General features: G+C 71.3%; 23 protein-coding genes and 1 pseudogene. 11 read left to right on the top strand and 13 right to left on the bottom strand.

The genetic code is table 11. The features are described 5' to 3' along the window. Positions 1-6: 6 nt before the first annotated feature. The 6 genes from JIX56_RS35825 to JIX56_RS35800 all read right to left on the bottom strand — a co-directional run bounded on the left by JIX56_RS35825 (position 7) and on the right by JIX56_RS35800 (position 5,740). A complete protein-coding gene (locus JIX56_RS35825) occupies positions 7-762 on the bottom strand; it encodes an SDR family oxidoreductase (RefSeq protein ID WP_257546784.1) in 756 nt (251 codons plus the stop codon). Continuing rightward, positions 759-2,018 carry a beta-ketoacyl-[acyl-carrier-protein] synthase family protein gene (locus JIX56_RS35820; protein ID WP_257546782.1) on the bottom strand — a complete coding sequence of 420 codons (1,260 nt, stop codon included), beginning with the start codon at positions 2,016-2,018 and terminating at the stop codon, positions 759-761. Before JIX56_RS35820 ends, JIX56_RS35825 begins: the two co-directional genes overlap by 4 nt. After that, the gene (locus JIX56_RS35815; protein ID WP_257546780.1) at positions 2,018-2,257 is read right to left on the bottom strand and encodes an acyl carrier protein; all 240 of its coding nucleotides are present in this window, start codon (positions 2,255-2,257) and stop codon (positions 2,018-2,020) included. Before JIX56_RS35815 ends, JIX56_RS35820 begins: the two co-directional genes overlap by 1 nt. Before the next feature lie 102 nt (positions 2,258-2,359). Beyond that, positions 2,360-3,427: a 3-oxoacyl-ACP synthase gene (locus tag JIX56_RS35810; RefSeq protein ID WP_257546778.1), complete on the bottom strand. Its 1,068-nt coding sequence runs from the start codon at positions 3,425-3,427 to the stop codon at positions 2,360-2,362. Positions 3,428-3,433: 6 nt separating this feature from the next. Next, the gene (locus tag JIX56_RS35805; protein ID WP_257546776.1) at positions 3,434-4,444 is read right to left on the bottom strand and encodes a ScbA/BarX family gamma-butyrolactone biosynthesis protein; all 1,011 of its coding nucleotides are present in this window, start codon (positions 4,442-4,444) and stop codon (positions 3,434-3,436) included. 366 nt (positions 4,445-4,810) lie between these two features. Next, a complete protein-coding gene (locus JIX56_RS35800; protein ID WP_257546774.1) occupies positions 4,811-5,740 on the bottom strand; it encodes an NADP-dependent oxidoreductase in 930 nt (309 codons plus the stop codon). Between the two features lie 164 nt (positions 5,741-5,904). Between JIX56_RS35800 and JIX56_RS35795 the strand changes: the two genes are divergently transcribed. From JIX56_RS35795 to JIX56_RS35760, 8 genes are all read left to right on the top strand, one after another. Then, positions 5,905-6,546, top strand: a complete 642-nt coding sequence (locus JIX56_RS35795) for an MBL fold metallo-hydrolase (protein ID WP_257546773.1) — start codon at positions 5,905-5,907, stop codon at positions 6,544-6,546. Then, complete coding sequence (locus tag JIX56_RS35790) at positions 6,543-7,556, top strand: quinone oxidoreductase family protein (RefSeq protein ID WP_257546771.1); 1,014 nt, start codon at positions 6,543-6,545, stop codon at positions 7,554-7,556. The genes JIX56_RS35795 and JIX56_RS35790 overlap by 4 nt, the downstream gene beginning before the upstream one ends. A gap of 39 nt (positions 7,557-7,595) precedes the next feature. After that, positions 7,596-9,173, top strand: a complete 1,578-nt coding sequence (locus JIX56_RS35785; protein WP_257546769.1) for an acyl-CoA mutase large subunit family protein — start codon at positions 7,596-7,598, stop codon at positions 9,171-9,173. An 84-nt stretch (positions 9,174-9,257) separates the two neighbouring features. After that, entirely contained in the window at positions 9,258-9,659 is a 402-nt protein-coding gene (locus tag JIX56_RS35780; RefSeq protein WP_257546767.1) for a cobalamin B12-binding domain-containing protein, read from the top strand. Positions 9,660-9,836: 177 nt separating this feature from the next. Further along, positions 9,837-11,099: an MFS transporter gene (locus tag JIX56_RS35775; protein WP_257546765.1), complete on the top strand. Its 1,263-nt coding sequence runs from the start codon at positions 9,837-9,839 to the stop codon at positions 11,097-11,099. An 87-nt stretch (positions 11,100-11,186) separates the two neighbouring features. Beyond that, positions 11,187-11,651, top strand: a complete 465-nt coding sequence (locus JIX56_RS35770) for an SRPBCC domain-containing protein (protein WP_257546763.1) — start codon at positions 11,187-11,189, stop codon at positions 11,649-11,651. Further along, entirely contained in the window at positions 11,648-11,986 is a 339-nt protein-coding gene (locus JIX56_RS35765) for an ArsR/SmtB family transcription factor (protein WP_257546761.1), read from the top strand. Before JIX56_RS35770 ends, JIX56_RS35765 begins: the two co-directional genes overlap by 4 nt. 87 nt (positions 11,987-12,073) lie before the next feature. Continuing rightward, positions 12,074-12,514, top strand: a complete 441-nt coding sequence (locus tag JIX56_RS35760) for an SRPBCC family protein (RefSeq protein ID WP_257546759.1) — start codon at positions 12,074-12,076, stop codon at positions 12,512-12,514. Positions 12,515-12,606: 92 nt separating this feature from the next. Here JIX56_RS35760 and JIX56_RS35755 read toward each other — a convergent pair whose 3' ends face one another. Continuing rightward, positions 12,607-13,773, bottom strand: coding sequence for a hypothetical protein (locus JIX56_RS35755; protein ID WP_257546757.1), 1,167 nt, complete (start codon positions 13,771-13,773; stop codon positions 12,607-12,609). Next, on the bottom strand, positions 13,770-14,726 hold the full coding sequence (locus JIX56_RS35750; protein WP_257546755.1) for a 5-dehydro-4-deoxyglucarate dehydratase: 957 nt from the start codon (positions 14,724-14,726) through the stop codon (positions 13,770-13,772). Before JIX56_RS35750 ends, JIX56_RS35755 begins: the two co-directional genes overlap by 4 nt. A gap of 242 nt (positions 14,727-14,968) precedes the next feature. On the opposite strand from JIX56_RS35750, the gene JIX56_RS35745 reads away from it, so the two are divergent. The 3 genes from JIX56_RS35745 (at position 14,969) to JIX56_RS35735 (ending at position 18,316) form a co-directional block, all read left to right on the top strand. Next, positions 14,969-15,778, top strand: a complete 810-nt coding sequence (locus JIX56_RS35745) for an NAD-dependent epimerase/dehydratase family protein (protein ID WP_257546753.1) — start codon at positions 14,969-14,971, stop codon at positions 15,776-15,778. A gap of 219 nt (positions 15,779-15,997) precedes the next feature. Next, positions 15,998-16,759 carry a DeoR/GlpR family DNA-binding transcription regulator gene (locus JIX56_RS35740; protein ID WP_257546751.1) on the top strand — a complete coding sequence of 254 codons (762 nt, stop codon included), beginning with the start codon at positions 15,998-16,000 and terminating at the stop codon, positions 16,757-16,759. Between the two features lie 327 nt (positions 16,760-17,086). After that, positions 17,087-18,316: a TerD family protein gene (locus JIX56_RS35735; RefSeq protein ID WP_257551307.1), complete on the top strand. Its 1,230-nt coding sequence runs from the start codon at positions 17,087-17,089 to the stop codon at positions 18,314-18,316. 256 nt (positions 18,317-18,572) lie between these two features. Here JIX56_RS35735 and JIX56_RS35730 read toward each other — a convergent pair whose 3' ends face one another. From JIX56_RS35730 to JIX56_RS35710, 5 genes and pseudogenes are all read right to left on the bottom strand, one after another. Further along, positions 18,573-19,592, bottom strand: coding sequence for a 1-aminocyclopropane-1-carboxylate deaminase (locus JIX56_RS35730; RefSeq protein WP_257546749.1), 1,020 nt, complete (start codon positions 19,590-19,592; stop codon positions 18,573-18,575). A gap of 158 nt (positions 19,593-19,750) precedes the next feature. Continuing rightward, a pseudogene (locus JIX56_RS35725) lies at positions 19,751-20,389 on the bottom strand (GntR family transcriptional regulator); the annotation flags it as partial. Between the two features lie 106 nt (positions 20,390-20,495). Next, the gene (locus JIX56_RS35720) at positions 20,496-22,079 is read right to left on the bottom strand and encodes a TROVE domain-containing protein (protein WP_257546745.1); all 1,584 of its coding nucleotides are present in this window, start codon (positions 22,077-22,079) and stop codon (positions 20,496-20,498) included. A 494-nt stretch (positions 22,080-22,573) separates the two neighbouring features. Further along, positions 22,574-24,043 carry a PhoX family protein gene (locus JIX56_RS35715; protein ID WP_257546743.1) on the bottom strand — a complete coding sequence of 490 codons (1,470 nt, stop codon included), beginning with the start codon at positions 24,041-24,043 and terminating at the stop codon, positions 22,574-22,576. Between the two features lie 372 nt (positions 24,044-24,415). Beyond that, entirely contained in the window at positions 24,416-25,903 is a 1,488-nt protein-coding gene (locus JIX56_RS35710; protein ID WP_257546741.1) for a hypothetical protein, read from the bottom strand. Positions 25,904-26,136 lie beyond the last annotated feature (233 nt).

Genomic DNA, 26,136 nt, shown 5'->3' with positions numbered 1-26,136 from the left:
GGGGCGTCAGTGACCCATGCCGAGCCCACCGCTGACCGGCAGCACGGCGCCGGTGATGTACGAGGCCTGCTCGCTGGTGAGGAACCCGACGGCCGCGGCGACCTCGTCGGTGGTGCCGGGCCGGCCGAGCGGCGTCATCGCCAGGTACTGCTCCACACGGGCGGGGCGCACCTCGCGCAGCATGTCCGTCTCGACGAGGCCGGGGGCGACGACGTTGACGGTGATGCCGCGACCGCCGAGCTCCCAGGCGAGGGAGCGGGCGAGGCCGACGAGGCCGGCCTTGGCGGCGGTGTAGTTGGTCTGGCCGGGCGACCCGGTGAACGCGACGGCGGACGAGACGAGCACCATCCGGCCCCAGCGCCCCCCGAGCATGCCCCGGGCCGCGTGCTTGGCGACCCGGATGACCGCCCGCAGGTTGGTGTCGAGCACGGCGTCGACCGCGTCGTCGCCGAGGGCCAGCAGCAGTCCGTCCTGAGTGATCCCGGCGTTCGCGACCAGCACCTCGACATCGCCCTGTGCGGCGGCGACCTCCTTGAAGGCACGCTCGACCTGCGCCTCGTCCGTGACGTCGCAGCGCACGGCGAACAGCCCCTGAGGCGGCTCACCGGTACGGAAGGTGACCGCCACCCGGTCGCCGCGTGCGGCGAGCGAGCGGGCGACGGTCAGACCGATGCCCCGGCCGCCCCCGGTGACGAGGACGGAACGGCCCCCGGGCGGCGGACCGGCGTCGCCGGCGTTCCTGGTCTCTGGAGCCGTACTCATGCCGGGGTCACCACGATCACCGCGTTCTGGCCGCCGAAGCCGAAGGAGTTGTTCACCGCGGCGCCGATGTCCAGGGGGCGGGCCTCCTTCGCCACCACGTCCACCCCGATGCCCGCGTCCTGACTCGTCAGGTTGGCGGTCGGCGGGACGAGGCGCCGCTCGACGGCGAGCACCGTGTACACCGCCTCGGCCGCTCCGGCCGCGCCCAGCAGATGGCCCACGACACCCTTGGTGGAGGTGACGGCGGGCTTCTCTCCGAAGACCCGCCGGATCACCCCGGACTCGGTGATGTCGTTGAGCGGGGTGGACGTGCCGTGCGCGTTGACGTGGTCCACCTCGGACGGGTCGACGAGGGCGTCGGCGAGCGCCGCCCGGATGGCCCGTTCGGCTCCGCCGCCCGTCGGGTCGGGCGCCGACGCGTGATGGCCGTCGGCGGACGCGCCGAACCCCGACACCCGGGCCCGGATGCGAGCGCCCCGCGCCCGCGCGTCCTCGACCCGTTCCAGTACCAGCATCGCCGCGCCCTCGCCCGCGACGAAGCCGTCGCGGTCGGCGTCGAACGGACGCGAGGCGGACGCCGGGTCGTCGGTGCGGCCCGACAGCGCGCCGGCCCGGGCCAGACTGGCCATCGCGGTCGGGGACATGGCCGCCTCGGCGCCGCCCGCCAGGACGATGTCGCAGACCCCGGCCTCCAGCAGGGCGCGGGCGTACCCGATCGCCGTGTTGCCCGAGGCACAGGCCGTGGACACCACCTGGTTCGGGCCCAGCGCCTTGAGATCCATGGCGATGTAGCCGGCGGTCATGTTGACCGGCCCCATCACCATCAGCAGCGGGGAGACGAACTCCGGGCCGTCGGCCAGCCGGTTGCCGTGCTCCCGCTCGACCGTGGACCAGCCGCCCAGCGACGTACCGACGACCACACCGACCCGGGGGCCCTCCCAGGAGGCCGGGTCGAGCCCGGCGTCGGCCACCGCCTGCCGGGCCGCGACCACACCGAAGTGGCTGACCGGGTCCATGCGTACGGCGCTGCGCCTGCCCAGCAGTGCCGCGGCGTCGAAGTCCGGTACACGACAGGCGAAGTCGACGGGCAGACCGGCGAGTTCCGGGTCGGGAGCCGCCGTGGAGACCCCCGACCAGACCCGTTCCACGTTGGCCTCGACGCCCAGCCCGGCCGGGGTGACCAGACCGACGCCGGTGACGGCGACGTCGAAGCGTCGGCCGCGACCGGGACGGGCTTGCGTTCGTACATCGGTCATCAGGCCACCACGGCCTTGCTGTCGATGACGGAGAGGACGTCGGCGAAGGTGTTGTCGGGGGTCAGCGCGGTCTCGTCGATCTGCACGCCGAACTCCTTCTGCACGATGACGCTGAGCTCGATCAGTGCGAGCGAGTCCAGGTCGAGCGCGTCGAAGGTGGCGGCGGTGTCGAGGTCCTCAGGGGCGACGCCGAGCTTCTCGGTGACGAGGGCGAAGAGACGGTCCTGGTGTGCGGACATGGGTGTATCTCCTTGGATCGCGTTGCTTGCTGCTTGGTGTTTGCTGCTTGGTGTTTGCTGCTTGCTGCTTGGTGGTGAGGTGGGTCCGAGGGGCGGCGCCGGTCAGGGCTTGCCGACCACCACCGCGGTGAACGTGAAACCGCCACCGCCGTTGAGCACGAGCGCGTACTGCCCGGGCTCCAGCAGGTCGGTGCGGGACAGGTCGGCGAGGGAGGCGTTGAGGTCGCCGGCGCCCACGTGCCCGGTGGCGCGGCCGAGGTCGAGCACCTCCGCGGAGGTGACGTCCGTCAGCGGCGGGATGTACGCCTCCGCCATGGCCTTGCTCCCCAGTCTGGGGATCACGGCGTAGCGGAGCCGCGGGTCGTCCGGGGCGAGCCCGGCGTCGGCCAGGCACTCCTCGACGACGGCACGGATACGCCCGGCAGCGGTCTTGAGGAAGAAGTCGACGCCGTACGCCTTGATGAACGCGCGCTTGGTGCGCCGTACGTCGATCATCGAACTGTGGCCCATGGGCGTCGCGTTGAGCTCGTCGTCGCCGCGGTGCATCACCTCCAGTTCGGCCGCGGCATCGGTCGCGAGGGAGTGCAGGAGCAGGTCCGGTGCGAGCGCGTGCCCTGTTCCCGGAGCTCCGGACGCCTCCGCCGCCCCGCTGACACGGTGGACGAGGACGGCCGTGGCCGCGTCGCCCGCCGCCATGCCGTAGTCGCTGAGCCAGCGGTGCCAGCTCGGCATCAGGAACCGGTCGGCCGTCGTCACCAGAGCGGGTCCGGCGGCCGGGTCGCCCTGGAGGCGGCTCGCGGCGAGCTCGATGCCGATGGCGCCGCCGTTGCACTGCTGCAGGAGGCCGATCGGTACGGCACGGTGGGCCCCGAGCCGCCGTGCCACGTAGTGCGGGGCGGACCAGGCGTCATGGCCCTGGTGGTGGACGCTCGCGTGCAGGACGAGCGACAGGTGGGCGGCCTGGGCGCCGGAGAGCGTCAGCACCTCCGTCGCGGCCTCGACGGCCATGTCCGGCGGTGCCATGTGCTCGCTGACCGGAAGGGAGGTGTAGCCGAGGTCGCGGGCGGTGCGGGCGTCGATGTCGCCGACGGCCAGGGCCTCTTCGACCGTCTGCCGTCGCTTCGGGTACCAGGCCGCGGCGATCAGCCCGAGCGGTGAGTCCAGTCGCACCTGGCGTCACCTGCCGCCCGTGTCCGTGGCCGGCGGCGCGGGAAGCCCGGCGACGCCGACGGTGGCGGTGCAGACGGACGCGCCGTCCTGCCGGAAGTCGACGGTGAAGCGCTCGTCGTCGGAGGGGGTGACGGCGACCGTCACCGGGCTGTCCAGTTCCACGAACCGGCTGAAGGTGGCGCCGAAGGCGTAGGCGTACCGCCGCTCCGCCGGCGCCCCGGCGGCGAGCACCGCCGCCTGGCGGGCCGCCTCCATCAGGGCCATCGCGGGCACATGGTCCAGTGGGTGGTCGTACATCGCCGGGTGCTGTACCGGTACCTCGAGCGAGGCGCGCAGGAGCTCCGGGCCGCCCGGGTGTGCCACGTCGGTCAGCACCACGTTCCCGGTCCGCTCGCGGCCGACGAGTCCGGGCGCCACAGGGGCGCCGACGCGGTCGCACGGCATGTCGGAGGAGAGAGGCGGAACGTTTCCCCGGCTCTTCTCGCGGTGTGCCTGGTAGCCGTCACGGCTGAGGTAACCGGCCACGATGACGCTCGTTCCGGCGTGTCGGCCTCCGACGACGAACACGCACTCCAGCGTGGCGGCCAGCAGTCGGGTCCCCCGCCGCTTGAGGTCACGGGTGGTGACCTCGACGACGAACTCGTCCGGCACGTCGCCACGGGTCCGCAGCGCGGACAGGTCCGTGAACTCGGTGGTCCAGTCGCTGATCAGGAACGACGTGTCGTACGAGACGCCCAGCCACTGGTGCGCCACGACGGTGACCGCCTGCCGGGCCGCCTCCAGCAGGAACAGCGGGTCGAGCAGCCCGGGCCGCTGGGTGTGGTCGTTGTAGTAGCTGTGCGCGCGGGGTGCCTGCACCGCCACGGCGAACGTCTCGTCGCCGAGCCGTGCCGCGTCCGTGACGAAGACCTCCATGATGGCGCGGCGGTGCACCAGCGCCCGGTCCATCGAACGCCGGTAGGCCGGTTCGGCCGCGGCCGGGGCGGCGTCCGGCCGCTCCTGCTCAGCAATGGTCATACCCAGTCCCGTTCGTCCGTGGTTTCGTTCGGCGGCCCCCTGGGAGGCGTGAGATCAGCCTCGCAGTCACCTCTGGGGGCTCGGCCGAGAACGCCGAGGGGTTCCGCCGACGGCTCCGCCACGGCTGGGCCGAGGCTCCGGCATGGCCTGCTCGAAAGCCGCTCAAGGCTCACTGGAGAGACGGAAGGAAGCGCGGCCGCCGTGGAAAAGGACAGGGAAGTACAAGGAGACGGACAGGGAAGTCCATGGAGACGGACAGGGAAAAGGGCCGCCCCCCAGGGGGACGGCCCTTCCTTCTCGCACGTACTGCTGACTGCTGACTGCTGGCTGCTGACCGCTGACCGCTGACCGGTCACCGCTGTGCGGTCAGGCCGGCGTGACCGCCAGGACGACCTTGCCGCGCACATGGCCGGTCGCCACGAGCTCGTGGGCACGCGCCGCGTCGGCGAGCGGGAACTCGGCGCTGACGTGGACCCGTACCTCGCCGCGGTCCGCCAGAGCCACCAGCTCGGCGAGGTCGGCCGGGTCGGGGCGGACGAACACATAGCGCCCGCCCAGCCCGGTCACGTCCCCCGAGATGGACGCGAGGCGGCCCCCCGGGCGCAGCAGGGCGGGCGAAGCGTGCAGCGTGTCACCGCCCATGAGGTCGAAGACCGCGTCGACGCCCTCCGGGGCCAGGGCCCGCACCCGGTCGCCGAGCCCGGGGCCGTACGTCACGGGCTCGGCGCCGAGCGAGCGCAGGAACTCGTGGTTGCGCCCACTCGCCGTACCGATGATCCGGGCGCCGAGAGCACGGCCGATCTGGACGGCGAGGGAGCCGACCCCGCCGGCCGCCGCGTGCACGAGCAGTACGTCACCCGGGCCGACCTCCAGATGACGGCGCAGTGCCTGGTAGGCGGTGAGGCCGGCGGCCGGGAGCCCGGCGGCGGCGCGCCAGTCGAGGGTGTGCGGCTTGTGCGCCAGGGTGCGGACGGGGGCGGCCACCAACTCGCCGTACGTGCCGCGTTGCATGTGGTCGGCTCGGACATAGCCGACGACCTCGTCGCCCGGGGCGAACTCGGTGACGCCGAGGCCCGTACGCTCGACGACACCGGACAGGTCACAGCCCATCACCATGGGGAAGTGCGACTCGAACCAGTCGTCGATGTAGCCCTCGCGGATCTTCCAGTCCGCCGGATTGACGCCCGCGTAGCGCACCCGGACGAGCACGACGTCCGGGCCGATCCGCGGTGCGGGAAGGTCCATGAGCTCCAGGACCTCCGGCCCTCCGTAGCGCTGGATGGCGATGGCCTTCACGTACGAACCTCCTGGGGAAACACGGCGACAGCGCGTCCGCCCGGCGTGCGACAGCACACCCGTCGGGTGATGACACCTCGGCACTATAGCTGAGCGATAAGACAGAGCTCTGCTTCACAAACGGCAATTGACATATGGCCGAGGACTCCGACAGAGTCGAAGGCATGCTCGTACTGTCCGCCACCACCGGCAAGTTCGGCACGAACGTCCACATCGTCGCCGCGGGACCCGGATCACCGTGCCTGATCATCGACCCCGGGCACGACGCCGCCGACGCGGTCGCCGAGGCCATCCGCGCCCACCGGCTCGAACCCGAGGCGATCCTGCTCACGCACGGCCACATGGACCACACCTGGGACGCCGTGCCGCTCGCCCGGCGCTACGGCATCGCCGCGTGGATCCACCCGGCCGACCGCTACCAGTTCGGCGCCCCCGCCAAAGGGCTGCCGGACACCTTCCCCCGTGAACTGCTCGTCGGCCACCCCGACCAGGAGCCCGACGAGGTCGGTGACCTGCCCGAGGACGGCGGCGAAGTGGCTTTCGCGGCGGGCCAGGTCACCGTGCTGCACACGCCCGGCCACACCGGCGGTTCCGTGATGTTCCGCTTCGACGGCGGCGAGGTGCCGCTGCTCGCCACCGGAGACACCCTGCTCGCGGCGGGCAAGGGGCGCGCCGACGCGCCCGGCGCCAGCCCCGCGAGCCTGGACGCCTCCCTCCGCACGATCGTCACCGCCTGTCCGGGCGGCACCCGTCTGCTCACCGGACACGGCCCCACCAGCACCCTCAGCGAGACAGGAATCCGATGACGAACACCTCCCAGCCCCCCGTGGCCCTGATGCGCGCCGTCCGGTTCGAGTCCTTCGGCGGCCCGTCCGTCCTGACCGTCGCGGACGTCCCGGTGCCGGAGCCGGAGCCCGGACAGATCACGATCGACGTCGATCACGCGGGCGTGAACTTCGCCGAAGTGATGTTCCGGCGCGGCCAGTTCCCCGTGGATCTGCCGCACTCCCCGGGCCTGGAGGCGGTCGGCAGGGTCCGTGCCGTCGGCGCCGACGTCACCGGCTTCGAGATCGGCGAGCGGGTGGCCGCCCTCACTCTGGGGGGCGGCGGAAACGCCGAGGTCGTCGCCGTGGGCGCGGGGCACGCCGTGCGACTGGACGGCGAACTCTCCGGACTGGACGGCACCCTGGCGGCCGGAGCCCTCTGCAACGTCACCACGGCCCTGGGCGTTCTCACTTCGGCCGGGCACCTCGCCGAGGGCGAGACCGTGGTCGTTCTCGCCGCCGCGGGCGGAGTCGGTACGGCCGCCGCACAGCTGGCCCGGTCGCTCGGCGCGGCCACGGTGATCGGCGTGACCAGCAGCCCGGCCAAGGCCGAGTACGCGCGTGCCTTCGGCTACGACAGCGTCGTGTCGTACCAGGAGATCGAGCGGGAGGTGGCGGAGCGGACCGGCGGAGCGGGCGCCGATCTTGTCCTGGACTCGGTCGGCGGCGCGTTCCGCTCCTCCGTGACCGGCCTGCTGGCCGCGTTCGGACGGCATGTCATCTTCGGCAACGCCGCGGCCGAGGACGTCACGTTCGAGGGCAATCACCCCTGGTACACGAACAGTTCGCTCGTCGGCTACAACCTCGGCGGTGTCGCCGGCCGCGCACCCGAACTGCTCCGCGCCCATCTGGAACAGGCGCTGGCCGAAGTCGCGAAGGGCGCGGTCCGCGTCGACGTGAAGGTGCTGCCGCTGAAGGACGTCGTGCACGCCCACGAACTGCTGGAGACACGGGCGTCCACGGGCAAGTACGTACTCGACGTCCGGGCCTGACACCGGCACCGGCACCACCACAGGCATCAGGGGGAAGGCATGCGCGAGTCGGAGTCGGGACTGCCCATCGAGCCGGTGTACGGCCAGGGCGCCCTGGAGGGCTGGGATCCGGCGGAGAAGCTGGGTGAGCCGGGTGCGTACCCGTTCACCCGTGGCGTCTATCCGTCGATGTACACCGGCCGTCCGTGGACCATGCGCCAGTACGCCGGCTTCGGTACGGCGGCGGAATCCAACGCCCGCTACCGGCAGTTGATCGCCAACGGGACCATGGGCCTGTCGGTGGCCTTCGACCTGCCCACCCAGATGGGCTACGACTCCGACGCGCCGATCGCCCACGGCGAGGTCGGCAAGGTGGGCGTGGCGATCGACTCGGTCGACGACATGCGGGTGCTGTTCGGCGGGATCCCGCTGGACAAGGTGTCGACGTCGATGACGATCAACGCGCCGGCCGCGGTGTTGTTGCTTCTGTACCAACTGGTGGCCGAGGAGCAGGGCGTCGGCGCCGACCGGCTGACCGGCACGATCCAGAACGACGTGCTGAAGGAGTACATCGCGCGCGGGACGTACATCTTCCCGCCGAAGCCCTCCCTCCGGTTGATCGCCGACATCTTCAAGTACTGCAGGGCCGAGATCCCGAAGTGGAACACGATCTCGATCTCCGGCTACCACATGGCCGAGGCGGGCGCCTCCCCCGCGCAGGAGATCGCGTTCACCCTGGCCGACGGCATCGAGTACGTCCGTACGGCGGTCGCGGCGGGCATGGACGTCGACGACTTCGCCCCCCGGCTGTCCTTCTTCTTCGTCGCCCGTACGACGATCCTGGAAGAGGTCGCCAAGTTCCGTGCGGCGCGCAGGATCTGGGCCCGGGTGATGCGGGAGGAGTTCGGCGCGCAGAACCCCAAGTCCCTGATGCTCCGCTTCCACACGCAGACGGCCGGCGTGCAGCTGACGGCCCAGCAGCCCGAGGTGAACCTCGTCCGCGTCGCCGTCCAGGGCCTGGCCGCGGTGCTGGGCGGCACCCAGTCCCTGCACACCAACTCCTTCGACGAGGCGATCGCGCTGCCGACGGACAAGAGCGCCCGTCTCGCCCTGCGCACCCAGCAGGTGCTGGCGTACGAGACCGATGTGACCGCGACGGTCGACCCCTTCGCAGGTTCGTATGTCATCGAGAAGATGACCGACGACGTCGAGGCGGCGGCCGTCGAGCTGATGCGGAAGATCGAAGACCTCGGCGGCGCGGTCTCAGCCATCGAACACGGCTTCCAGAAGAACGAGATCGAACGCTCCGCCTACCGCATCGCCCAGGAGACGGACTCCGGCGAGCGCGTCGTGGTCGGCGTCAACCGCTTCCAGCTCGACGAGGAAGAGCCGTACGAGCCCTTGCGGGTGGACCCCGCGATCGAGGCCCAACAGGCCGAACGCCTTGCGAAGCTGCGGGCCGAGCGCGACCAGGCGACCGTGGACGCGGCCCTCTCCGACCTGAAGAAGGCGGCCGAGGGCACGGACAACGTCCTCTACCCGATGCGGGAGGCCCTGAAGGCCCGCGCGACGGTGGGCGAGGTCAGCGACGCGCTCCGGGACGTGTGGGGCACCTACACACCGACGGATGCCTTCTGACGGCCGTCGCGAGGAAAGAAGAAAGCGGAAAGCGGAAAGCGGAAAGCGGAAGAGCAGAGAGGGAAGAGCAGTGAGGGAAGAGCAGTGATATCGACACCCGTTCGCGTCGTGATCGCCAAACCGGGGCTGGACGGCCACGACCGTGGCGCCAAGGTCATCGCCCGTGCCCTGCGGGACGCCGGGGTGGAAGTCGTCTACACGGGGCTCCACCAGACACCACGCCAGATCGTCGACACCGCGGTCCAGGAGGACGCCGACGGGATAGGCCTCTCGGTGCTCTCCGGAGCCCACATGACCCTCTTCGCCGAGGTTCTCAGGCTGCTGAAGGAGGCCGGGGCGGAGGACATCACCGTCTTCGGCGGCGGGATCATCCCGGAAGCCGACATCCCGGCACTGCGCGACATGGGTGTCGCCGCCCTCTTCACCCCCGGCGCGGCGACTCACGACATCGCCGAGTGGGTGACGACGAGCGTGCGCTCCGGCTGAGAGGGAGCAGCCCCTCAGCGCCAAGCCCCACCCACCCGTCGGGGTCGAATGTGGCTTCGGTGGACCTGCGGCGCCCCGAGAACTCATCGCTCGCCACGCACCCACTCCTCCCGGCGACGATTCCTAGGGCATCCGCCCGATCCGCGGCGCAGGGCCTTAGCGCCACGATCACCAGCCATGACATCCACGCCATGGGCGACGACGCGCGTCCTCGGGGACCGCAACGCGGGGCTGTACCTGGCCGGAGTGGTGGTCTCGGGCCTCGGTTCGTCGGCGATGTGGCTGGTCGCGGGCGTCTGGGTCAAGGACCTCACCGGCTCGGACGCGCTCGCGGCGCTGTGCGCGTTCGCCCTGTGGGCCCCGGTCCTGGCCGGCCCCCTCCTGGGCACCCTCGCGGACCGCCCCCGCCGCCGCGCCCTCCTCATCACCACCAACCTGGGCCTGGCCGCCCTCCTCCTCACCCTCTTCGCCGTGGACACCCCGGGCGACCTGTGGCTCCTCTACACGGTCCTCCTCGTCTACGGAGCGGCAGGCGTCGTCGCCGACGCGGCCGAGTCGGCCCTCGTCACCACGGCCATCGACAAGTCCCTCCTCGGCGACTTCAACGGGCTGCGCATGACGGCTAACGAGAGCATGAAACTGGTGGCTCCGCTGGCGGGGGCGGGGCTGTACGCGGCGTACGGCGGGGCGACGGTGGCACTGCTGGACGCGGTCACGTTCGTCGCGGCGGCGGGGGTGTACGGGTTGGCGCGGGTGCGGGAGGGTGCCCCGGAGCCTGGGCCGTCGACGGCCCAGGCAGGTGGCGAGGTCGCCCCCAAGACACCGCTGACCAGCCCCGCACTCGAGCAGCCCACCGCGGGTCGGCGCGCCCGCACGACCGAAGGCGCCCGCCATCTGCTCGCCGACGAACGCCTACGCCCCCTCGTCCTGGCCGGCGCCACGACCATGCTGCTCTCCGGGATCAACGGCGCCCTGATCTACGCGGTGGTCGAGTCCCTGGGCCACTCCCCCGCCTACACAGGCCTCCTCTACGTCGCCCAGGGCATCGGCTCGATCACCATCGGCCTGACCACGGGCCCGCTCCTGCGCCGCCTCGGCGAACTCCCCTTCGCGGCGTACGGCATCGCCCTGACGGGATCGGCGGTGGCCCTGCGCGCGCTACCGAACGACACCCTCACGCTGGCCTGCAGCACAGCGATCGGCATCGGCCTCCCCTGTGCCCTGACCGCCACGCTCACCGCGATCCAGCGCCGAACCCCGCCCGAGCTACTGGGTCGCACCACCGCCACGGCCCACACCCTGCTCTTCGCCCCGACCGCCGTCGGGATGGCGATCGGCGCGGGACTGGTGGAACTGATCAACCTCCAGGTACTGCTGGTGGCCGTGGGGGCGGGATTCGTCCTGTCGGCGGCCCGACTGCTGCGCCATTGCCGCCGGTGAACCCTTGGAGCAACTTTTGGTTGCGCGTCCCAGAGGGGAGGTCTACAGTTATACGCAACCAAAGGTTGCGAAAGACGGGAGCGTGAGATGGAGTACGGCAGCATCGAGCGGGAGCTCTACATCGAAGCCACACCCGAGGTGGTCTACGAGGTCATCAGCAGGCCCGAACATCTGCGGGAGTGGTGGCCGGACGAAGCGGAGCTGAAGCCGGTGCCCGGCGCCACCGGGGTCATCCGGTTCGGCGACAGGACCACGCCGGACGCGAAGGTCGTACCGCTCACGGTGATCGAGGCCGACCCGCCCCGGCGGTTCTCCTTCCGGTGGGTGTACGACGAGGCCGAAGCCGCGGCGCCGGCCGACTCGCTCCTGGTGACCTTCGAGCTGGTCCCGTCGGGTGCGGGCACACTGCTGCGCTTCACCGAGGCCGGGTTCCGGGAGAAGGGCTGGGAGGCGGCCGTGCTCGAGGAGCAGTACCGCGAGCACGTCACCGGCTGGGACTACTTCCTGCCCCGCCTCGTCGCGTACGTCGCTCGGCTGGTGTCGACACCATGAGCGTCACCATCGACGACGAACTCTGGTCGGCGGTGGGGGACCCGACCCGGCGGCGGATGCTCGACCTGCTGTTGGCCGACAGCGGCGGGACGGCGACCACGCTCAGTGAGCAGCTGCCGGTCACCCGGCAGGCGGTCGCCAAACACCTCGGCGTACTCCACCGGGTCGGGCTGGTCCACGTCACGCCGTCCGGACGCGAGCGCCTCTACCAGGTGGACGAGGCCCAGCTCGCCCGCGCGGTCGCGCAGCTGTCGTCGGTCGGGGCCAGTTGGGACGCCCGGCTGCATCGCATCAAGCGGATCGCCGAGGCAATCCAGCGCGGCCAAGAGGGATGACCTCTCACGTACGAACGTCGCCACATCCGATGCGGCGCCGATGAACCGCGCCCGCATGCGGGCGCCTGCACGAGAAGAGGTATCGAGATGGTGGACATCCTGCACAGGATCGGAGTCACGTCGTCTCCCGACGCTGTCTACGCCGCCCTGACCACGATCGACGGGCTGGCGAGCTGGTGGACGCAGGACACGGAGGGCGACGGCGACGTCGGGGGAGTGATCAGGTTCCGCTTCGAGCCCGGCGGGTTCGACATGAAGGTGCTGGAGGCTCAGCCCGCCGAGCGCGTGGTCTGGGAGGTCGTGGACGGCCCCGAGGAATGGATCGGCACGCAGATCCGCTTCGAGCTCAAGCACGAGGACGGCTTCACGATCGTGTTGTTCCGGCACGAGGGCTGGAAGGAGCCGGTGGAGTTCATGTACCACTGCAGCACCAAATGGGCGACCTTCCTGATGAGCCTCAAGAAAGTGGTCGAAACCGGCAAGGGAGAGCCCGCGCCGCACGACGTCAAGATCAGCAACTGGCACTAGACCCCGCCAGGGCCGCTCTCAGGTGAGGGTCCCGCCGTACGCCCGTCTCCCCCTCTCGGCTCGCCCCTCGACGAGGGGGAGACCCCCTCGATTCAGCCCACCGCCGTCAACGCCTCCCGCACCGCCACCAGATCCTGATCCGAAGCCAACCCCGCGTGATACAGCCGCAGTTCGGTCGCCCCCAGCTCCATCGCCCGTCCCGCGTCCTCGGCGAGTGTCACCGGGCTCCCGCCCATCCCCGACACGATGCCGAAGTTGGCGGCCAGCACGGCGCCCTCCGCCCCGGCCTCGGCGAACGCGGGCAGCAGCCCCGGTCCGCCCGCGCACGGGACGACGACACCGTCCGCCACGCCCAGGATGTGCGCGGGGTCTACCCCCGGGTTCGCCCCGCAGTGGTACGTCACCGGGTCCGCGTGCAGCAGCACCTGGAACCCCCCGGGCGCGGCGGCCCGTACCGCCGTCACAGCCGCTTCCTGGAGCGAGCGTGCGATCGCGTCGCGCCACACCCGGGTATCCGCCGCCCGCTCGGCGCCGAGGAGTTTCTCCACGGCCGGCCAGCCCTCGTCGACGCCCTCGCCCCGCCACAGCGGCTCCAGCGCGTCACGGACGGCCGCCGCCAGCGCGTCGGGGTCCTGCCCGGCCTCGGCGTAGCCGTCGCGGCAGGTTCCGCAGAAGCACAGCGACATCAGGTACTGCCCGGCGTCCCCGAGCCCGACCCCGCCCGTCTTGTCATGGGCGTGGAGGTGGGAGATGCCGTACCAGCCGAGCGACTCCAGCTCGGTGCCCCGGGCCCCCGGGCGGACCGCCGCCTCCACCGCCAGGTCGACGAGGTACTCGCGTGTCGCGGGCTGCGCGACGCACGGCGCCCAGGGATACCGGTCCCCGTACGCGTTGACCACGGAGGTCGAGGGATGCTCGGCGCCCATACGGGAGTTGTGCGCGAGAACGACCCAGGTGTGGACCTCGAGACCGGCGGCGGCCAGCGCCTCGGCCGCCTCCCCGAACGCGTCGCCGGGCGCCCACTCCCCCGCCGCGTACGGCCGCAGCGTACGGCCCTCCCAACGCGCACCCGGCGGATACAGCACGGCCGCGTGCTCGGCGGTGACGATGCGCTGCCGGGGGTGGCGGGGGGTGAGCGCGCGCGTGGAGTGGTAGGCGGAGGCGAGCGTCACCTGTTCCACGCCCAGCCCCGCGACGCGTTCCGCGGCGGCCGGATCCCCGTTGACGTCCCACGGGTAGACGAACGTCGACGCCTTCACTTGACCTCCTGGCACTCTTCCAGCAGCGCGTAACCGCGCTCGATCAACTCGCCCAGCCGCTTGACGTGTTCCTCGGCCGGCTCGTGCAGCGGCGGCCGTACCTCTCCCACGTCCAGCCCCCGTAGCCGTACCCCGGCCTTGACCAGTGACACGGCGTAGCCGCGTCCCTGTGCGCGGAGTTCGACGAAGGGGCGGTAGAAACCCTCGAGCAGCCGTTCCACGATTCGATCGTCTCCCGCGCCGAGCGCCCGGTGAAACGCCAGGGCGATCTCCGGAACAAAGCAGAAGACGGCCGAGGAGTACAGGGGGACCCCGACGGCGCGGTAGGCGGGCTGGGTCAGTTCGGCGGTCGGCAGGCCGTTGAAGTAGAGGAAGTCACCGGCATCCGGCGCCCCGCTTCGCACCGCGCTCACGATCCGCGTCATCAGGTCGAGGTCGCCGACGCCGTCCTTGAGGCCCACGATCCCTTCCGTGCGGGCCAGTTCGACCACCGTCTCCGGCGTGAAGACGGCGTTGTCGCGCTGGTAGACGACGACGGGGAGGGAGGTCGCGGCGGCGAGTTCGCGGTAGTGGCGCAGCAGCCCTTCCTGGGCGGCCACCACGAGGTACGGGGGCATGGCGAGGAGGCCGTCGGCGCCGGCCTCCTCGGCGAGACGCGCGTAGCGCACGGCGAGGGCGGTGCCGTAGCCCGCGCCGGCCACGACGGGCACCCGCCCGGCCGTCTCCGCGACGGCCGCCCGTACGCACTCCTGGAACTCCTCGGGCGTGAGCGCGTGGAACTCACCGGTGCCGCAGCAGGCGAAGACGGCGGCGGCCCCGGCCTCGACCCCCTGGCGGACGTGGGCGCGGTAGGCGTCGAGGTCGATCGTGCCGTCCGGCCCGTACGCCGTGACGGGGAAGAACAGCGGTCCGCTGGGGACCCTGAGCCGGGCGGCGAGAGGGGCTGACGTCACGGGCTCTCCCTAGTCCATGCAGCTGATCAGTAGTCCATGTAGCTGATCAGTGTTTACATTTCTGAACAGAAGCACGCTAAGGCGCCCCCTTGCGGCCGGTCAAGCCGGGTAACCCCCACCGCACCAGCGATTTCCCGCCTCCGCGCCACACTTGACGCACGGGACCCACACTCCCTAGCGTGTCCACGAATGTGAATGTCGGACGCCCATGTGCACAGATGGCGATGCAAGGAGATCCACGGATGCCCGCTCCCCGCACCGTTCTGCTCACCGGCGCCGCCGGTGGACTCGGCACCCTGATGCGGGAGCTGCTCCCGGCCCACGGCTACGAGCTGCGTCTCCTGGACATGCTGCCCATCGAGGGCGAGCCGGACGCGATCACCGCCGACCTCGCCGACAGGGCGGCCCTGCGCGAGGCCGTACGGGGCGTCGACGCGATCATCCACCTCGCGGGCATCTCCCTGGAAGCCTCCTTCGAGAAGATCCTGAAGGCGAACATCGAGGGGACGTACCACCTGTACGAGGCCGCCCGCGAGGAGGGCGTGCGCCGTGTCGTGTTCGCCTCCTCCAACCACGCGGTGGGCTTCACGCCCCGCCCGCAGGGCCCGGATCCGCTGATCCCGATCGAGACCCCCCACCGCCCCGACACCTTCTACGGCCTGTCCAAGTCCTTCGGCGAGGACCTGGCCCAGTTCTACTGGGACAAGCACGGCCTGGAGACGGTCTCCGTACGCATCGGCTCCTGCTTCCCCGAGCCCACCAGCGTCCGCATGCTCTCCCTCTGGATGAGCCCGGCCGACGGCGCCCGTCTCTTCGACGCGGCCCTGACCGCCGAGCACGTCGGTCACACCGTCGTCTACGGCTCCTCCGCCAACACCCGCCTGTGGTGGGACCTCTCCACCGCCCGCGCCCTGGGCTACGAGCCGCAGGACGACTCCGAGCCGTACGCCGAGAAGCTGATCGCCGAGCAGGGCGAACTGGACCCGGCGAACGTGGCGCACGCCAACCTGGGCGGCCACTTCGTGAGCGACCCGCCGATCTGGCCGCACTGACGCCTCTTACGGGCGCACAGGTTCGTACGCCGTACGGGATACGAGGGCCGTGACGACGTACGGAAGGAGCGGGCGGGCACCGAACGGGCCCGCCCGCTCCCGCGTTCGGGCATCCGCAACAGGCCTGGTCGGCGCCGCGCACCCGCTGTAGAACTTGCACCGAGGCCCCCACCGGGCCCGAACGGGCAGCACTACGGCGAGGGAGAGCAGGTGTCGGCCATGAGCGCGGAAGAAAGGCAACGCGAGATCGTCAGGGCCGCCCGCCGCACGGGCGCGGTCGACGTGGCCGAGCTGGCCGTCGAACTGGGGGTCGCCAAGGAGACCGTACGGCGTGATCTGCGTGCCCTGGAGGACCACGGGCTGGTCCGCCGTACGCACGGCGGGGCGTATCCCGTGGAGAGCGCCGGCTTCGAGACGACGCTCGCCTTCCGCGCGACCAGCCATGTGCCCGAGAAGCGCCGGATCGCGGCCGCGGCGGCCGAACTGCTCGGGGACGCGGAGACGGTCTTCGTCGACGAGGGCTTCACCCCGCAGCTCATCGCCGAGGCGCTGCCCCGGGACCGGCCGCTGACCGTGGTCACCGCCTCCCTCGCCACCGCGGGCGCGCTCGCCGAGGCCGGCACCACCACCGTGCTGCTGCTCGGCGGCCGGGTGCGGCCCGGCACCCTCGCGACCGTCGACCACTGGACGACGAAGATGCTCGCCGGCTTCGTCATCGACCTGGCGTACATCGGCGCCAACGGCATCACCCGCGACCAGGGCCTCACCACCCCCGACCCGGCCGTCAGCGAGGTCAAGGCCCAGGCGATCCGCGCCTCCCGGCGCACGGTCTTCACCGGCGTCCACACCAAGTTCGGCGCGGTCAGCTTCTGCCGCTTCGCCGAGGTGAGCGACCTGGACGCGATCGTCACGAGCACGCTGTTGCCGACGGCGGAGGCCCACCGGTACGCGCTGCTGGGCCCCCAGGTCACCCGGGTCTGAAAGCCGCCGATCCGCTCTGCCAAGGGTCGTACGACGGGTGCGGGTGGGATGTGGTTGCTCGCGCAGTTCCCCGCGCCCCTGAAGACCCACGGCCCTGCGGGCCGAAAAGCACGGGGCGCAGCCCCTGCTTTTCAGGGGCGCGGGGCTGTATCGATATGCGGCTCCGCCGCGTGGGCGCGACCAGCCCCCACCCACCCGCACCCGCCCACGCACCCCGGACACCCCCCACCTCACCGGCCCCCAGACACCCGCACCCCCGAACGGCCCCCGACCCGCTCGGTAAGGGAACGGTAAAGCGGCCTGAATCGTTCACCCGGCATGACCGCTATGACCCCCGGCTCGAACATCCCGCTGCCCGCCCCCCGCGTCGCCGTGGACGTCGCCGCCCCGGTGCGGCTCGACGTATCGGGCCTGCTGCTCACCGCCGACGGCAAGGTGCGCTCGGACGACGACTTCATCTTCTACAACCAGCCGACCGGCCCGGGCGTGACGTACCGCTCCGGCGGCGGTACGACCCCCGACTCGATCACGGTGGACACGACGGCCGTCCCCCCGGGCATCGAGAAGATCGTCGTCACGGCCAGCCCGGACGCGGCGGGCCAGACCTTCCAGGGCGTCGAACCGACGGCGACGATCCGCAACGCGGCGGACGGCTCGGTGATCGCCACGTTCACCCCGCCCCAGCTGAGCACGGAGACGGCCGTGGTGATCGTGGAGATCTATCTGCGCAACGGCGCGTGGAAGGCCCGCGCGGTCGGCCAGGGGTATGCGAACGGCCTCGCCGGCATCGCGACGGACTTCGGCGTCACGGTGGAGGAACCCGCACCGACCCCGGCACAGACCACTGCCGTCGCCCCACCCGCCCCCACCATGCAACCTCCGGTGGCCCCGCCGGCCCCGCCCCTGGACCCGCGCCTCACGGCGCCCCCGGCCCCCGCCGCACCTCCGGCCGCGCCCGCGGCCCCCGCACCCGGCGCCGGCAAGATCAACCTGGACAAGGGCCGTGTCAGCCTCCAGAAGAACCAGACGGTCTCCCTGGTCAAGGGCGGCCGCCCGCTGCTCTCCCAGGTCAAGATGGGCCTCGGCTGGGAGCCGGCGTACCGGGGCAAGGACATCGACCTGGACGCGTCGGTCATCGCGTACGGCCCGCAGCGCAACCACATCGACAGCTGCTACTTCGGCAAGCTGTCGATCGTGAACGGCGCGATCAAGCACTCCGGTGACAACCTCACGGGTGAGGGCGGAGGTGACGACGAGGTGATCGTCGTGGACCTCGGACGGCTCCCCCAGGAGGTCACCGGACTGGTCTTCACCGTCAACTCCTTCTCCGGCCAGAAGTTCACCGAGGTCGCCAAGGCCTACTGCCGCCTCCTCGACGCCGCCACCGGCGAGGAGCTCGTCCGCTTCGACCTCACCAGCGCCGAGGCCCAGACCGGCGTCATGATGGCCAAGCTGATCAAGCAGTTCTCCGGCGAGTGGGAGATGACCGCGATGGGCGACTTCGTGAAGTCCCGCACGGTCCGGGGGATGGTGAAGCCGGCGGCGCAGTCGCTCTGAGGGCACACATACGCAACGCCAGGCGCCCCCGAGGAGGGGCGTCCGGCGCGTGCCCGACAGGCGGGAGGGCCGCAGGACGCCAGCGTCCTTGCTGCGGGCCATGGTGCTTGGGCCAGGAGCTTCGGGCGGAAGTCCTCGACAGCGATGGCGTCGTGGTCGCGGACGACTTCTTGGCCCGCTCCGGACACAGACCCGGGCAAGTCCGCTGCCGCAACCGACGGCGAGCCGGGTCAGCCCCGCGACAGCGCCCCCGACATCACTCGATGACCCCGCTGTACGCGTTCAGCGCGGGCTGCCCGCCGAGGTGGGCGTAGAGCACGGTGCACTCCGGGTCGATCTCGCCGCGCTCGATCAGGTCGGTCATCCCGGCCATCGACTTCCCCTCGTACACGGGGTCGGTGATCATGCCCTCGGTGCGTGCGGCGAGCTGCATCGCCACGAGGGTGGCGTCGTCCGGGACGCCGTAGATCCCCCCGTGGTAGCGCTCGTCCAGCTCGACGTCGGCCACGGTCAACTCCCGCTTGAGACCGATGAGTTGACCGGTGTTCTGCGCGATACGGGCGATCTGCTCACGGGTGGCGGTCGGCTTGGCCGAGGCGTCGATGCCGACCACCCGGCGCGGCCGTCCGCCCGCCTCCTCCAGCGCGGCGAACCCGGCGACCATGCCGGCCTGGGTCGAGCCGGTCACCGAGCAGACGATCACCGTGTCGAAGAAGACGCCCAAGTCCCGTTCCTGCTCGGCGACTTCGTACGCCCAGCCCGCGAAGCCGAGACCGCCGAGGGGGTGGTCGGAGGCGCCGGCCGGGATGGCGTACGGCTTGCCGCCGCTCTCCTCGACCTCCCTGAGCGCCAGTTCCCAGCTCTCCTTGAAGCCGATACCGAAGCCGGCCCGGACGAGCCGTACGTCGGCGCCGGCCAGCCGGCTGATCAGGATGTTGCCGACCTTGTCGTACACGGCGTCGGGCCAGTCGACCCAGCTCTCCTGCACCAGCACGCACTTCAGCCCGGCGTGGGCGGCGACGGCGGCGACCTGGCGGGTGTGGTTGGACTGCACGCCGCCGATGGAGACGAGGGTGTCGCAGCCCTGGGCGAGCGCGTCCGCGACGAGGTACTCCAGTTTGCGGGTCTTGTTGCCGCCGTACGCGATACCGGAGTTGCAGTCCTCGCGCTTGGCCCAGACGGAGGCGCCGCCGAGGTGGGCGGTGAGGCGCTCCAGCGGGTGGACCGGTGAGGGCCCGAAGAGGAGCGGGTAGCGCTCGAAGGAAGAAAGGGACACGGGTCCTCCCGGGGTGGAGTGGGTCAGTGGTCCGCTTCGAGGACGGGCGCGCCGACGGCGTCGTCGACGGGTCTCTCGGCGGCCTCGGCGGCAGCCTGGTCGCCGGGCTCGTCGACGGGTTCTTCGGCGGGCTCGTCAGCAGGTTCCTCGGCGGGCTCGTCGACGAGCGCGGCCAGGCCGCGCCAGATCTCCGCCGTGACCCGGACCGCCTCGTCCGTGTCACCGGCCGCGCAGGCCTCGATCAACTGCTCGTGCAGGCCCGCCGAGCGACAGTTGCCGCCCTCGCCGAAGCGCCGTCGCTCCAGTCGGCGGATGAGCGGGGTGTAGCGGGCGACGGTGGCGGCGGCCGCGCGGTTGCCGCTCACCCGGACGAGGACGTCGTGCAGTTCGTCGTCGGCGACCAGGGCGGCGTCGACGTCGCCCGCGTGGACGGCCGCCGCGAACCGCTCGTTGGCCGAGCGCATCGTCTCGACGTCCGCCGCGAACAGCCGGGGCACGGCGGTCCGGGTGGCCAGCTCGTGCATGGCCCCGACCACGGCGGCGGCGTCCCTCACATCGGCGGCCACGACGGCCGTGACCCGCGTGTAGCTCTGCGGCTTGCTCTCCAGGAGCCCCTCGTCCACCAGCCGCGAGAACGCCTCCCGCACCGGCGCCCGCGACAGCCCCAGCAGCTCGGCGAACTCGGCGTCGCGCACCACCGCACCGGGCTCGATCTCCCCGGCCACGATGGCGTCCCGGATGGCTTGGTAGGCACGGTCCCTGAGAAGGGTGCGGCTCACCGGTCGTATGGCCTCCATGGACTGAAATGTTAGATGTCAACACGCACCCGAACAAGAGTGTGGCCCGTACCCCCCGGTGGGATACGGGCCACACTCACCGCCGGACGGCACTCCCCGGCGTCCTTCAACCGACCCACGGCCAGTCGGCGTCCCGGGCTGCCTCCAGCAGCGGGACCATCCGGAAAGCCGCGTCCGAAAGGCCGCCGAAGGTGTGGCGGTTCCCGTTTCCGGAGGGGCCGTGGCCCGCCCGGTAGCCGGCGAGGTTCCAGGTGTAGACCGGTACGTCGGCCGGGACCTGCGCGGTCGGGTCGCCGTAGTGGCTGTAGGTGGCCTGCTCGTCGGTGACGATCAGGACCCGGTCGTGCTTCTTGTAGTGCCGGCGGACGGCCTCGGTGGTGTCGGTGCCGCCCAGGTCGCCGAAGCGGCCGATGATCTTCAGTACCGACTCGCCCTTGCGGTACTCCACCGGCTTGCTCGTGCTCCCGAACTCGACGAGATCCGCGTCCGCCGCCCGCAGCGCGAGCGCCGTGCCGAAGATCGCCGCCGCGTCGGCGTACGTGAGCGACGAGCGGTCGGTCAGTCGCGAGTAGAACATCGAGCCCGAGCGGTCGACCAGGACCAGGGTCCGGCCGGGCAGCGCGGGCACATTGGCCAGCGAGTGGCCGAGCGCCTGCTCCAACGGGTACGCCCAGCGCAGCGAGGGCGCGTGCCGGTAGGCCGAGAGGTAGCGGAACGGGAACTGCCGCGACCGCGCGACCTCCGCCGGGTCGCTGATCCGGGCGGCCACCTGCGCCGCGACCTCGTCCGAGACACCCGCCTCGTCGAAGTTCCGCAGATTCCTGGTCAGGGCCATCGCACCCATGGACGGAATGACGGCCTCCCAGGCCGCCTTGTCCATCGGTCCCTGCAGCCAGCCCGCCAGCGCCTCCCAGGTGATGCCCGCGTCGGCGAGACGCCGCGCGCCGCCCGCACCGGTGACCACCCGGCGCCGCTTGGCGGGCCGCAGCTCCATCAGGTCACGGTGCGCCGCGAGCACGGGCAGCGACTTGGGCACGACCGCCGTGTCCGGGTTGTGGCGCCGGTCGAGGGCGTACTGGAACAGGTCCCCCTGCCACGGCTTGTCCGGGTCCGGCGCCGCGTGCACCAGGTTCAGGATGTCGCCGAAGCGGTAGCCCTTGGACGCCGTGTCGTACTTCAGCAGCGACTTGGCGCTGTAGAGCCGTCGTACGGCGTCGGCGACGCCCCGCTTCACCGGCTTGGGGATGGTGCGGCCGTACCGCGAGGTCCAGTAGGCGAGCAGTTCGCCGGGCTCGTCCGGGCGCCGCAGCACCGAGTCGATGACCTGGCGGTTCGTCGGGCCGTCGGTGGCGCCCGCGTCGAGCCGTGCCTTCACGTACTCGGCGGCGCCCACGATCGAGGCCGTACGGAGGTTGCCCTCGCCGCGCAGCCAGCCGAGCAGGCCGGCCGTCCACGCCGGGTCGGTGACGGCGAGCCGGCGTACGAGCGCGGCGAACCGGTCGTCCCGCTCCTCGCCGCTCTCGTAGAAGGTCTTCTGGGCGACGAAGTTGGCGATCGACAGCAGGAAAAGCTCGGAGCGCTCGTCGCGCTCACGGCCGCGGCCGCCCTCGTACGTACGGAGCACACGCCCCGTCGAGGTGACCCGCGAGGTGGGCTGCGCCTTGGCGGCCTTGGTGTTGAATCGCGCCATGATGAATTCCCCCGAATTCGCCAGCACTTCGTGCGTGGAATGGTTGTTTCGGAGGGAGGCGCAGCAAAAGGAGGGTGTCCGAGGTCGAGATCGGCGACGGTTGCTTATAACTGGCGCGTCTTCCGTTCCGCCACACCGACCCGAAGTCGATGACGGGATTCGAACCCGCATGAGGAGTCATCCCCACCAGTTCCCGAAGTATCCGCTGCCTGCGCACCGGGCACCCACCATCTGCTGCGCCTCCCCGAGATCAGACATCGCACCGGGAGGTGCATGAAGTTTTGGGTGTCCAGAGATCGAAGCCGGCGGAACCGACGTAGGTGCTCTAACCCCTGAGCTACACCGGCACGTGGTACCGGTGGCGGGACTCGAACCCGCGGCCGCCCCATTATCAGTGGAAGTAGGTCCTGCCTTCGCACCTGGACAAGAAAGACTTTAGGAGGCGAACCGCGGGTCGAGCGAACGAATTAAATCGAGGAGTACGGCTTCGAGGTTCAGCCGCGCTTCTGCCGCTTCCACGGACCCGTGATGGCGAGCAGGATGCCCGGCTTCTGGATGTTGGCGTAGAGGGTCTTGCCGTCGGGCGAGAAGGTGACGCCGCAGAACTCGGCGTAGTCGGGCTCCTCTTCGGTGCCGACGTTGAGGTCGTTGCGGGCGATGGGGTACGTACGGCCGCTGTCGGTCGCGCCGAAGAGGTGCGAGACGCCTTCGCCGTCCTCGGCGAGGATGATGCCGCCGTACGGGGAGACGGTGATGTTGTCGGGGCCGTCGAAGGCGCCGTCGACGGACGGGTCGGGGTTGACGCCGAGCAGGACCTTCAGCGTCAGGGTGCGGCGCTTGGGGTCGTAGAACCAGACCTGGCCGTCATGCGCGGCGCCGGGGCTCTCCGCACGGGCGTACGAGGAGACGATGTACGCGCCGCCGTCGCCCCACCACATGCCCTCCAGCTTGCGGGCGCGGGTGATCTCGTCGGTGCCGAACTGCTTGCGGACGGCGACGGTCTTCGCGTCACGGTCGGGGACGTCGATCCAGTCGACGCCGTAGACCGTGCCGATCTTCGTGGCGCGGGAGAGGTCGTCGACGAACTTGCCGCCGGAGTCGAAGCACTTGGGCGCCTGGAGGACGCCCGCGTCGTCGGCGAGCTCACGGAACTTGCGGGGGCCGTACTCGAAGCCCTTCGGCGGGGTCCAGCGGAAGAAGAGGCCGTTGGGGTTCGAGGCGTCCTCGGTGAGGTAGGCGTGGCCGCGCTTGGGATCGATGACGACGGCCTCGTGGTCGTAGCGGCCGAAGAACTTCAGCGGCTTGGGGTCACGGTTGGCGCGCCGGTCGATGGGGTCGACCTCGAAGACGTAGCCGTGGTCCTTGGTCATGCCGTTGACGCCGGCCTTGTCGGAGTTCTCCTCACAGGTCAGCCAGGTGCCCCACGGGGTGCTGCCGCCCGCGCAGTTGGTGGAGGTGCCGGCGATGCCGACCCACTCGGCGACCTGGCCGTCGCGGCGGACCTCGACGACCGTGCAGCCGCCGGACGCGGCCGGGTCGTAGACGAGGCCCTCGGTGAGCGGCACGGGGTACTGCCAGTTGGCCCGGGGGCCCTTCAGCTCGTGGTTGTTGACGAGGAGGGTGGCGCCGCGCGGGCCGGCGAAGGTGGCCGTACCGTCGTGGTTGGAGGGCGTGTACTCGCCCGACTCCAGCTTGGTCTTGCCGCTGTACGTGATGACGCGGTACTTGAACCCGGCGGGCAGCGCCAGGATGCCGTCGGGGTCGGGAACGAGCGGGCCGTAGCCGACTCCACTGTGGCGGTCCGCCCCGCCCTCGGTGGCTTCGCCGGTCGTGCTGTCGGTGTCCGTGTCCGTCGACGCGAGGGCGTTCGGTGCGGTGGCGAGTGCGCCTACGCTACCGGCCAGCGCGACACCGGCTCCGGTGACCGCGGATGTTCTGGCGAAGTCCCTGCGGGTGAGCGACATGCTGACTCCTGCTTGCGGTGGATGACCGTGGGGGGCGGACCCGTGTTACGCGCCCGAACTGTCCCGTCCGTGGCTGAACACGGGTTGAACGGGGGGCGAAGCGGGCCCCTTCGCTTCGATGAACCCGTCAAGGGGCTGTGCCCCTTCGACCCCCTGGCGCGGGAGAGCTCGGGTGGATGGGGTCATGGGGCGGGTGCGGGTGGGTGGGGCTTCTCGCGCAGTTACCCGCGCCCCTGAAAGACCAGGCCCTGCGGGCCTGAAAAGCACGGGGCGCAGCCCCTGCTTTTCAGGGGCGCGGGGAACTGCGCGAGCAACCACGAACCACCCGCAGTCGCCCGAACACAGTCAGCCCCGAGTCACTAGGCGCCCGGCTCAGCGGCGCAGCTCACTCCGCGCCTTGAACGCCGCCTTACGAGCCTCCTTCGCCACCCGCTTGTCGGGATGGATCCTCCCCATCGCCTCCAGCACATCGGGCGTGGCCGGATGGTCCACCCGCCAGGCGGCCGCGAAGAACCCGCCGTGCTGCGCCGCCAGCCCCTCCACCAGCGCTCGCAGTTCCGCGGAGTTCCCCTCGGCAGCCAGCTGCGCGGCCAGCGTGTCGATGGTCAGCCAGAAGACCATCGCCTCGGACGGCGCGGGCACGTCCGATGCCCCGCGCTCGGTCAGCCAGACGCGCGCGAGCCCGCCCAGCTCGGGATCGTCGAGCACCTCGCGCAGCGCGGGCTCGGCCACGGGCCCGACCAGGGACAGCGCCTGCTGGCAGCGCAGCCGCCGCAGTGGCGCGCCCGGGTCGGAGCCGCGGGCGGCCGCGAGCAGCTCACGGGCCGCGCCCAGCGATTCCCGGCGGGCGAGCCACTGTTCGGTCTCGGCATGGGCCGCCGCCGGCGGGAACCCGGCGGTGCCGTCCAGCAGCGCGTCCGCACCCTTGTCGACGAGGTCTCCGACCGCCGGCGCGGGAACGCCCGCCTCCTGGAGCCGCGCCCGCATCCCGTACAGCCCGAGCGGGGTGAGCCGCACCATGCCGTACCGGGTGACATCGGTTTCGTCGACGACCGGCGCACCCGTCCCCTCGGCGGCGGCAGCCTCCTCCGGGTCCGTCATCAGCGCCTCGTCCACAGGCTGGTACTCGACCAGCCCGACCGGCTCCAGCACCCGGAACTGGTCGTCGAGCCGCATCATCGCGTCCGACACCTGTTCCAGCACGTCGTTGGTGGGCTCGCCCATGTCGTCGGGGACGATCATCGACGCGGCGAGGGCGGGCAGCGGCACCGGCCCGTCGCCGGGGCCGTCCTCGCTGACGGTGAGGAGGTAGAGGTTGGCGAGCACTCCGTCGAGGAACTCCGCCTCGGCGTCGGGGTCCCAGCCCAGTCCGGGGAAGTCGATCTCGCCGCCGGAGTCCATGGCGTCGACGAGGCCGTCGAGGTCGGGCACGCTCGCGTCGGCGAGGGCGGTCTCCAGGGCGGTGAGCCAGATGCCGAGCACGTCCTGCGGCCCGCCGGAGGTGAGGAGCGCGAGGTCCTCGCCCGGGGCGACCGTCCCCTCCTCCTCGTCCACGATCTCGACGAGCCCGGTGTCCAGAGCCACCCGCCAGGCCGCGCTCGCCGAGGCCGCCGCGTCGTCACCGTCATGACCGTCGACGCCGTCATGACCGTCGACGCCTTCGCCGGTGAGCCCGAGCGCCGCGGCGGCCGCGGGCAGCTGCTCGTCGACGAGTTCGCCCCCGGTGCCCACACGCGTGTCCGGCCCGGCCCAGCGGGCGAGCCGCGCGGCGCGCGAGAGCAGCGGTGTGGCGAGCGCTTCCCGCGCCAGCTCCGCTTCGGGGAGAAGCCGCACCGGCGGCAGTGGCGAGCTGTCTGACATCGGCGGGGATCTCCTCGGAACGAGCGGTGTACAGGCGACAAGTACACGTACAAGTACGACGACGAGTACGGCAGCCGCTCAGCCTAGACGGATTTCCACCCATGCCACCCGGTTCATGTACCTGCCAGGAGTCAGACATGGCTGAAACCTTGACAACTGCCCTGACCAGGCAGGAGATTGACGCGCGTAGAAACTCACGGGTAGCCCTGGGGTGGTTCCGGGGCCGCCCACAG

This window comes from Streptomyces sp. CA-210063 (assembly GCF_024612015.1).
Lineage (GTDB): Bacteria > Actinomycetota > Actinomycetes > Streptomycetales > Streptomycetaceae > Streptomyces.
Note: the sequence above shows the minus strand (reverse complement) of the source record. Positions and strands in the feature narration are given on the sequence as shown.

Excerpts from the sequence above, each read along its gene's own strand:
- JIX56_RS35710 (WP_257546741.1), bottom strand. The coding sequence starts at position 25,903 with ATGTCAGACAGCTCGCCACTGCCGCCGGTGCGGCTTCTCCCCGAAGCG.
- JIX56_RS35715 (WP_257546743.1), bottom strand. The coding sequence starts at position 24,043 with ATGTCGCTCACCCGCAGGGACTTCGCCAGAACATCCGCGGTCACCGGA.
- JIX56_RS35740 (WP_257546751.1), top strand. The coding sequence starts at position 15,998 with ATGAGCGCGGAAGAAAGGCAACGCGAGATCGTCAGGGCCGCCCGCCGC.
- JIX56_RS35815 (WP_257546780.1), bottom strand. The coding sequence starts at position 2,257 with ATGTCCGCACACCAGGACCGTCTCTTCGCCCTCGTCACCGAGAAGCTC.
- JIX56_RS35735 (WP_257551307.1), top strand. The coding sequence starts at position 17,087 with ATGACCCCCGGCTCGAACATCCCGCTGCCCGCCCCCCGCGTCGCCGTG.
- JIX56_RS35820 (WP_257546782.1), bottom strand. The coding sequence starts at position 2,018 with ATGACCGATGTACGAACGCAAGCCCGTCCCGGTCGCGGCCGACGCTTC.
- JIX56_RS35825 (WP_257546784.1), bottom strand. The coding sequence starts at position 762 with ATGAGTACGGCTCCAGAGACCAGGAACGCCGGCGACGCCGGTCCGCCG.
- JIX56_RS35770 (WP_257546763.1), top strand. The coding sequence starts at position 11,187 with ATGGAGTACGGCAGCATCGAGCGGGAGCTCTACATCGAAGCCACACCC.
- JIX56_RS35795 (WP_257546773.1), top strand. The coding sequence starts at position 5,905 with ATGCTCGTACTGTCCGCCACCACCGGCAAGTTCGGCACGAACGTCCAC.
- JIX56_RS35760 (WP_257546759.1), top strand. The coding sequence starts at position 12,074 with ATGGTGGACATCCTGCACAGGATCGGAGTCACGTCGTCTCCCGACGCT.
- JIX56_RS35720 (WP_257546745.1), bottom strand. The coding sequence starts at position 22,079 with ATGGCGCGATTCAACACCAAGGCCGCCAAGGCGCAGCCCACCTCGCGG.
- JIX56_RS35785 (WP_257546769.1), top strand. The coding sequence starts at position 7,596 with ATGCGCGAGTCGGAGTCGGGACTGCCCATCGAGCCGGTGTACGGCCAG.
- JIX56_RS35805 (WP_257546776.1), bottom strand. The coding sequence starts at position 4,444 with ATGACCATTGCTGAGCAGGAGCGGCCGGACGCCGCCCCGGCCGCGGCC.
- JIX56_RS35745 (WP_257546753.1), top strand. The coding sequence starts at position 14,969 with ATGCCCGCTCCCCGCACCGTTCTGCTCACCGGCGCCGCCGGTGGACTC.
- JIX56_RS35775 (WP_257546765.1), top strand. The coding sequence starts at position 9,837 with ATGACATCCACGCCATGGGCGACGACGCGCGTCCTCGGGGACCGCAAC.
- JIX56_RS35765 (WP_257546761.1), top strand. The coding sequence starts at position 11,648 with ATGAGCGTCACCATCGACGACGAACTCTGGTCGGCGGTGGGGGACCCG.
- JIX56_RS35790 (WP_257546771.1), top strand. The coding sequence starts at position 6,543 with ATGACGAACACCTCCCAGCCCCCCGTGGCCCTGATGCGCGCCGTCCGG.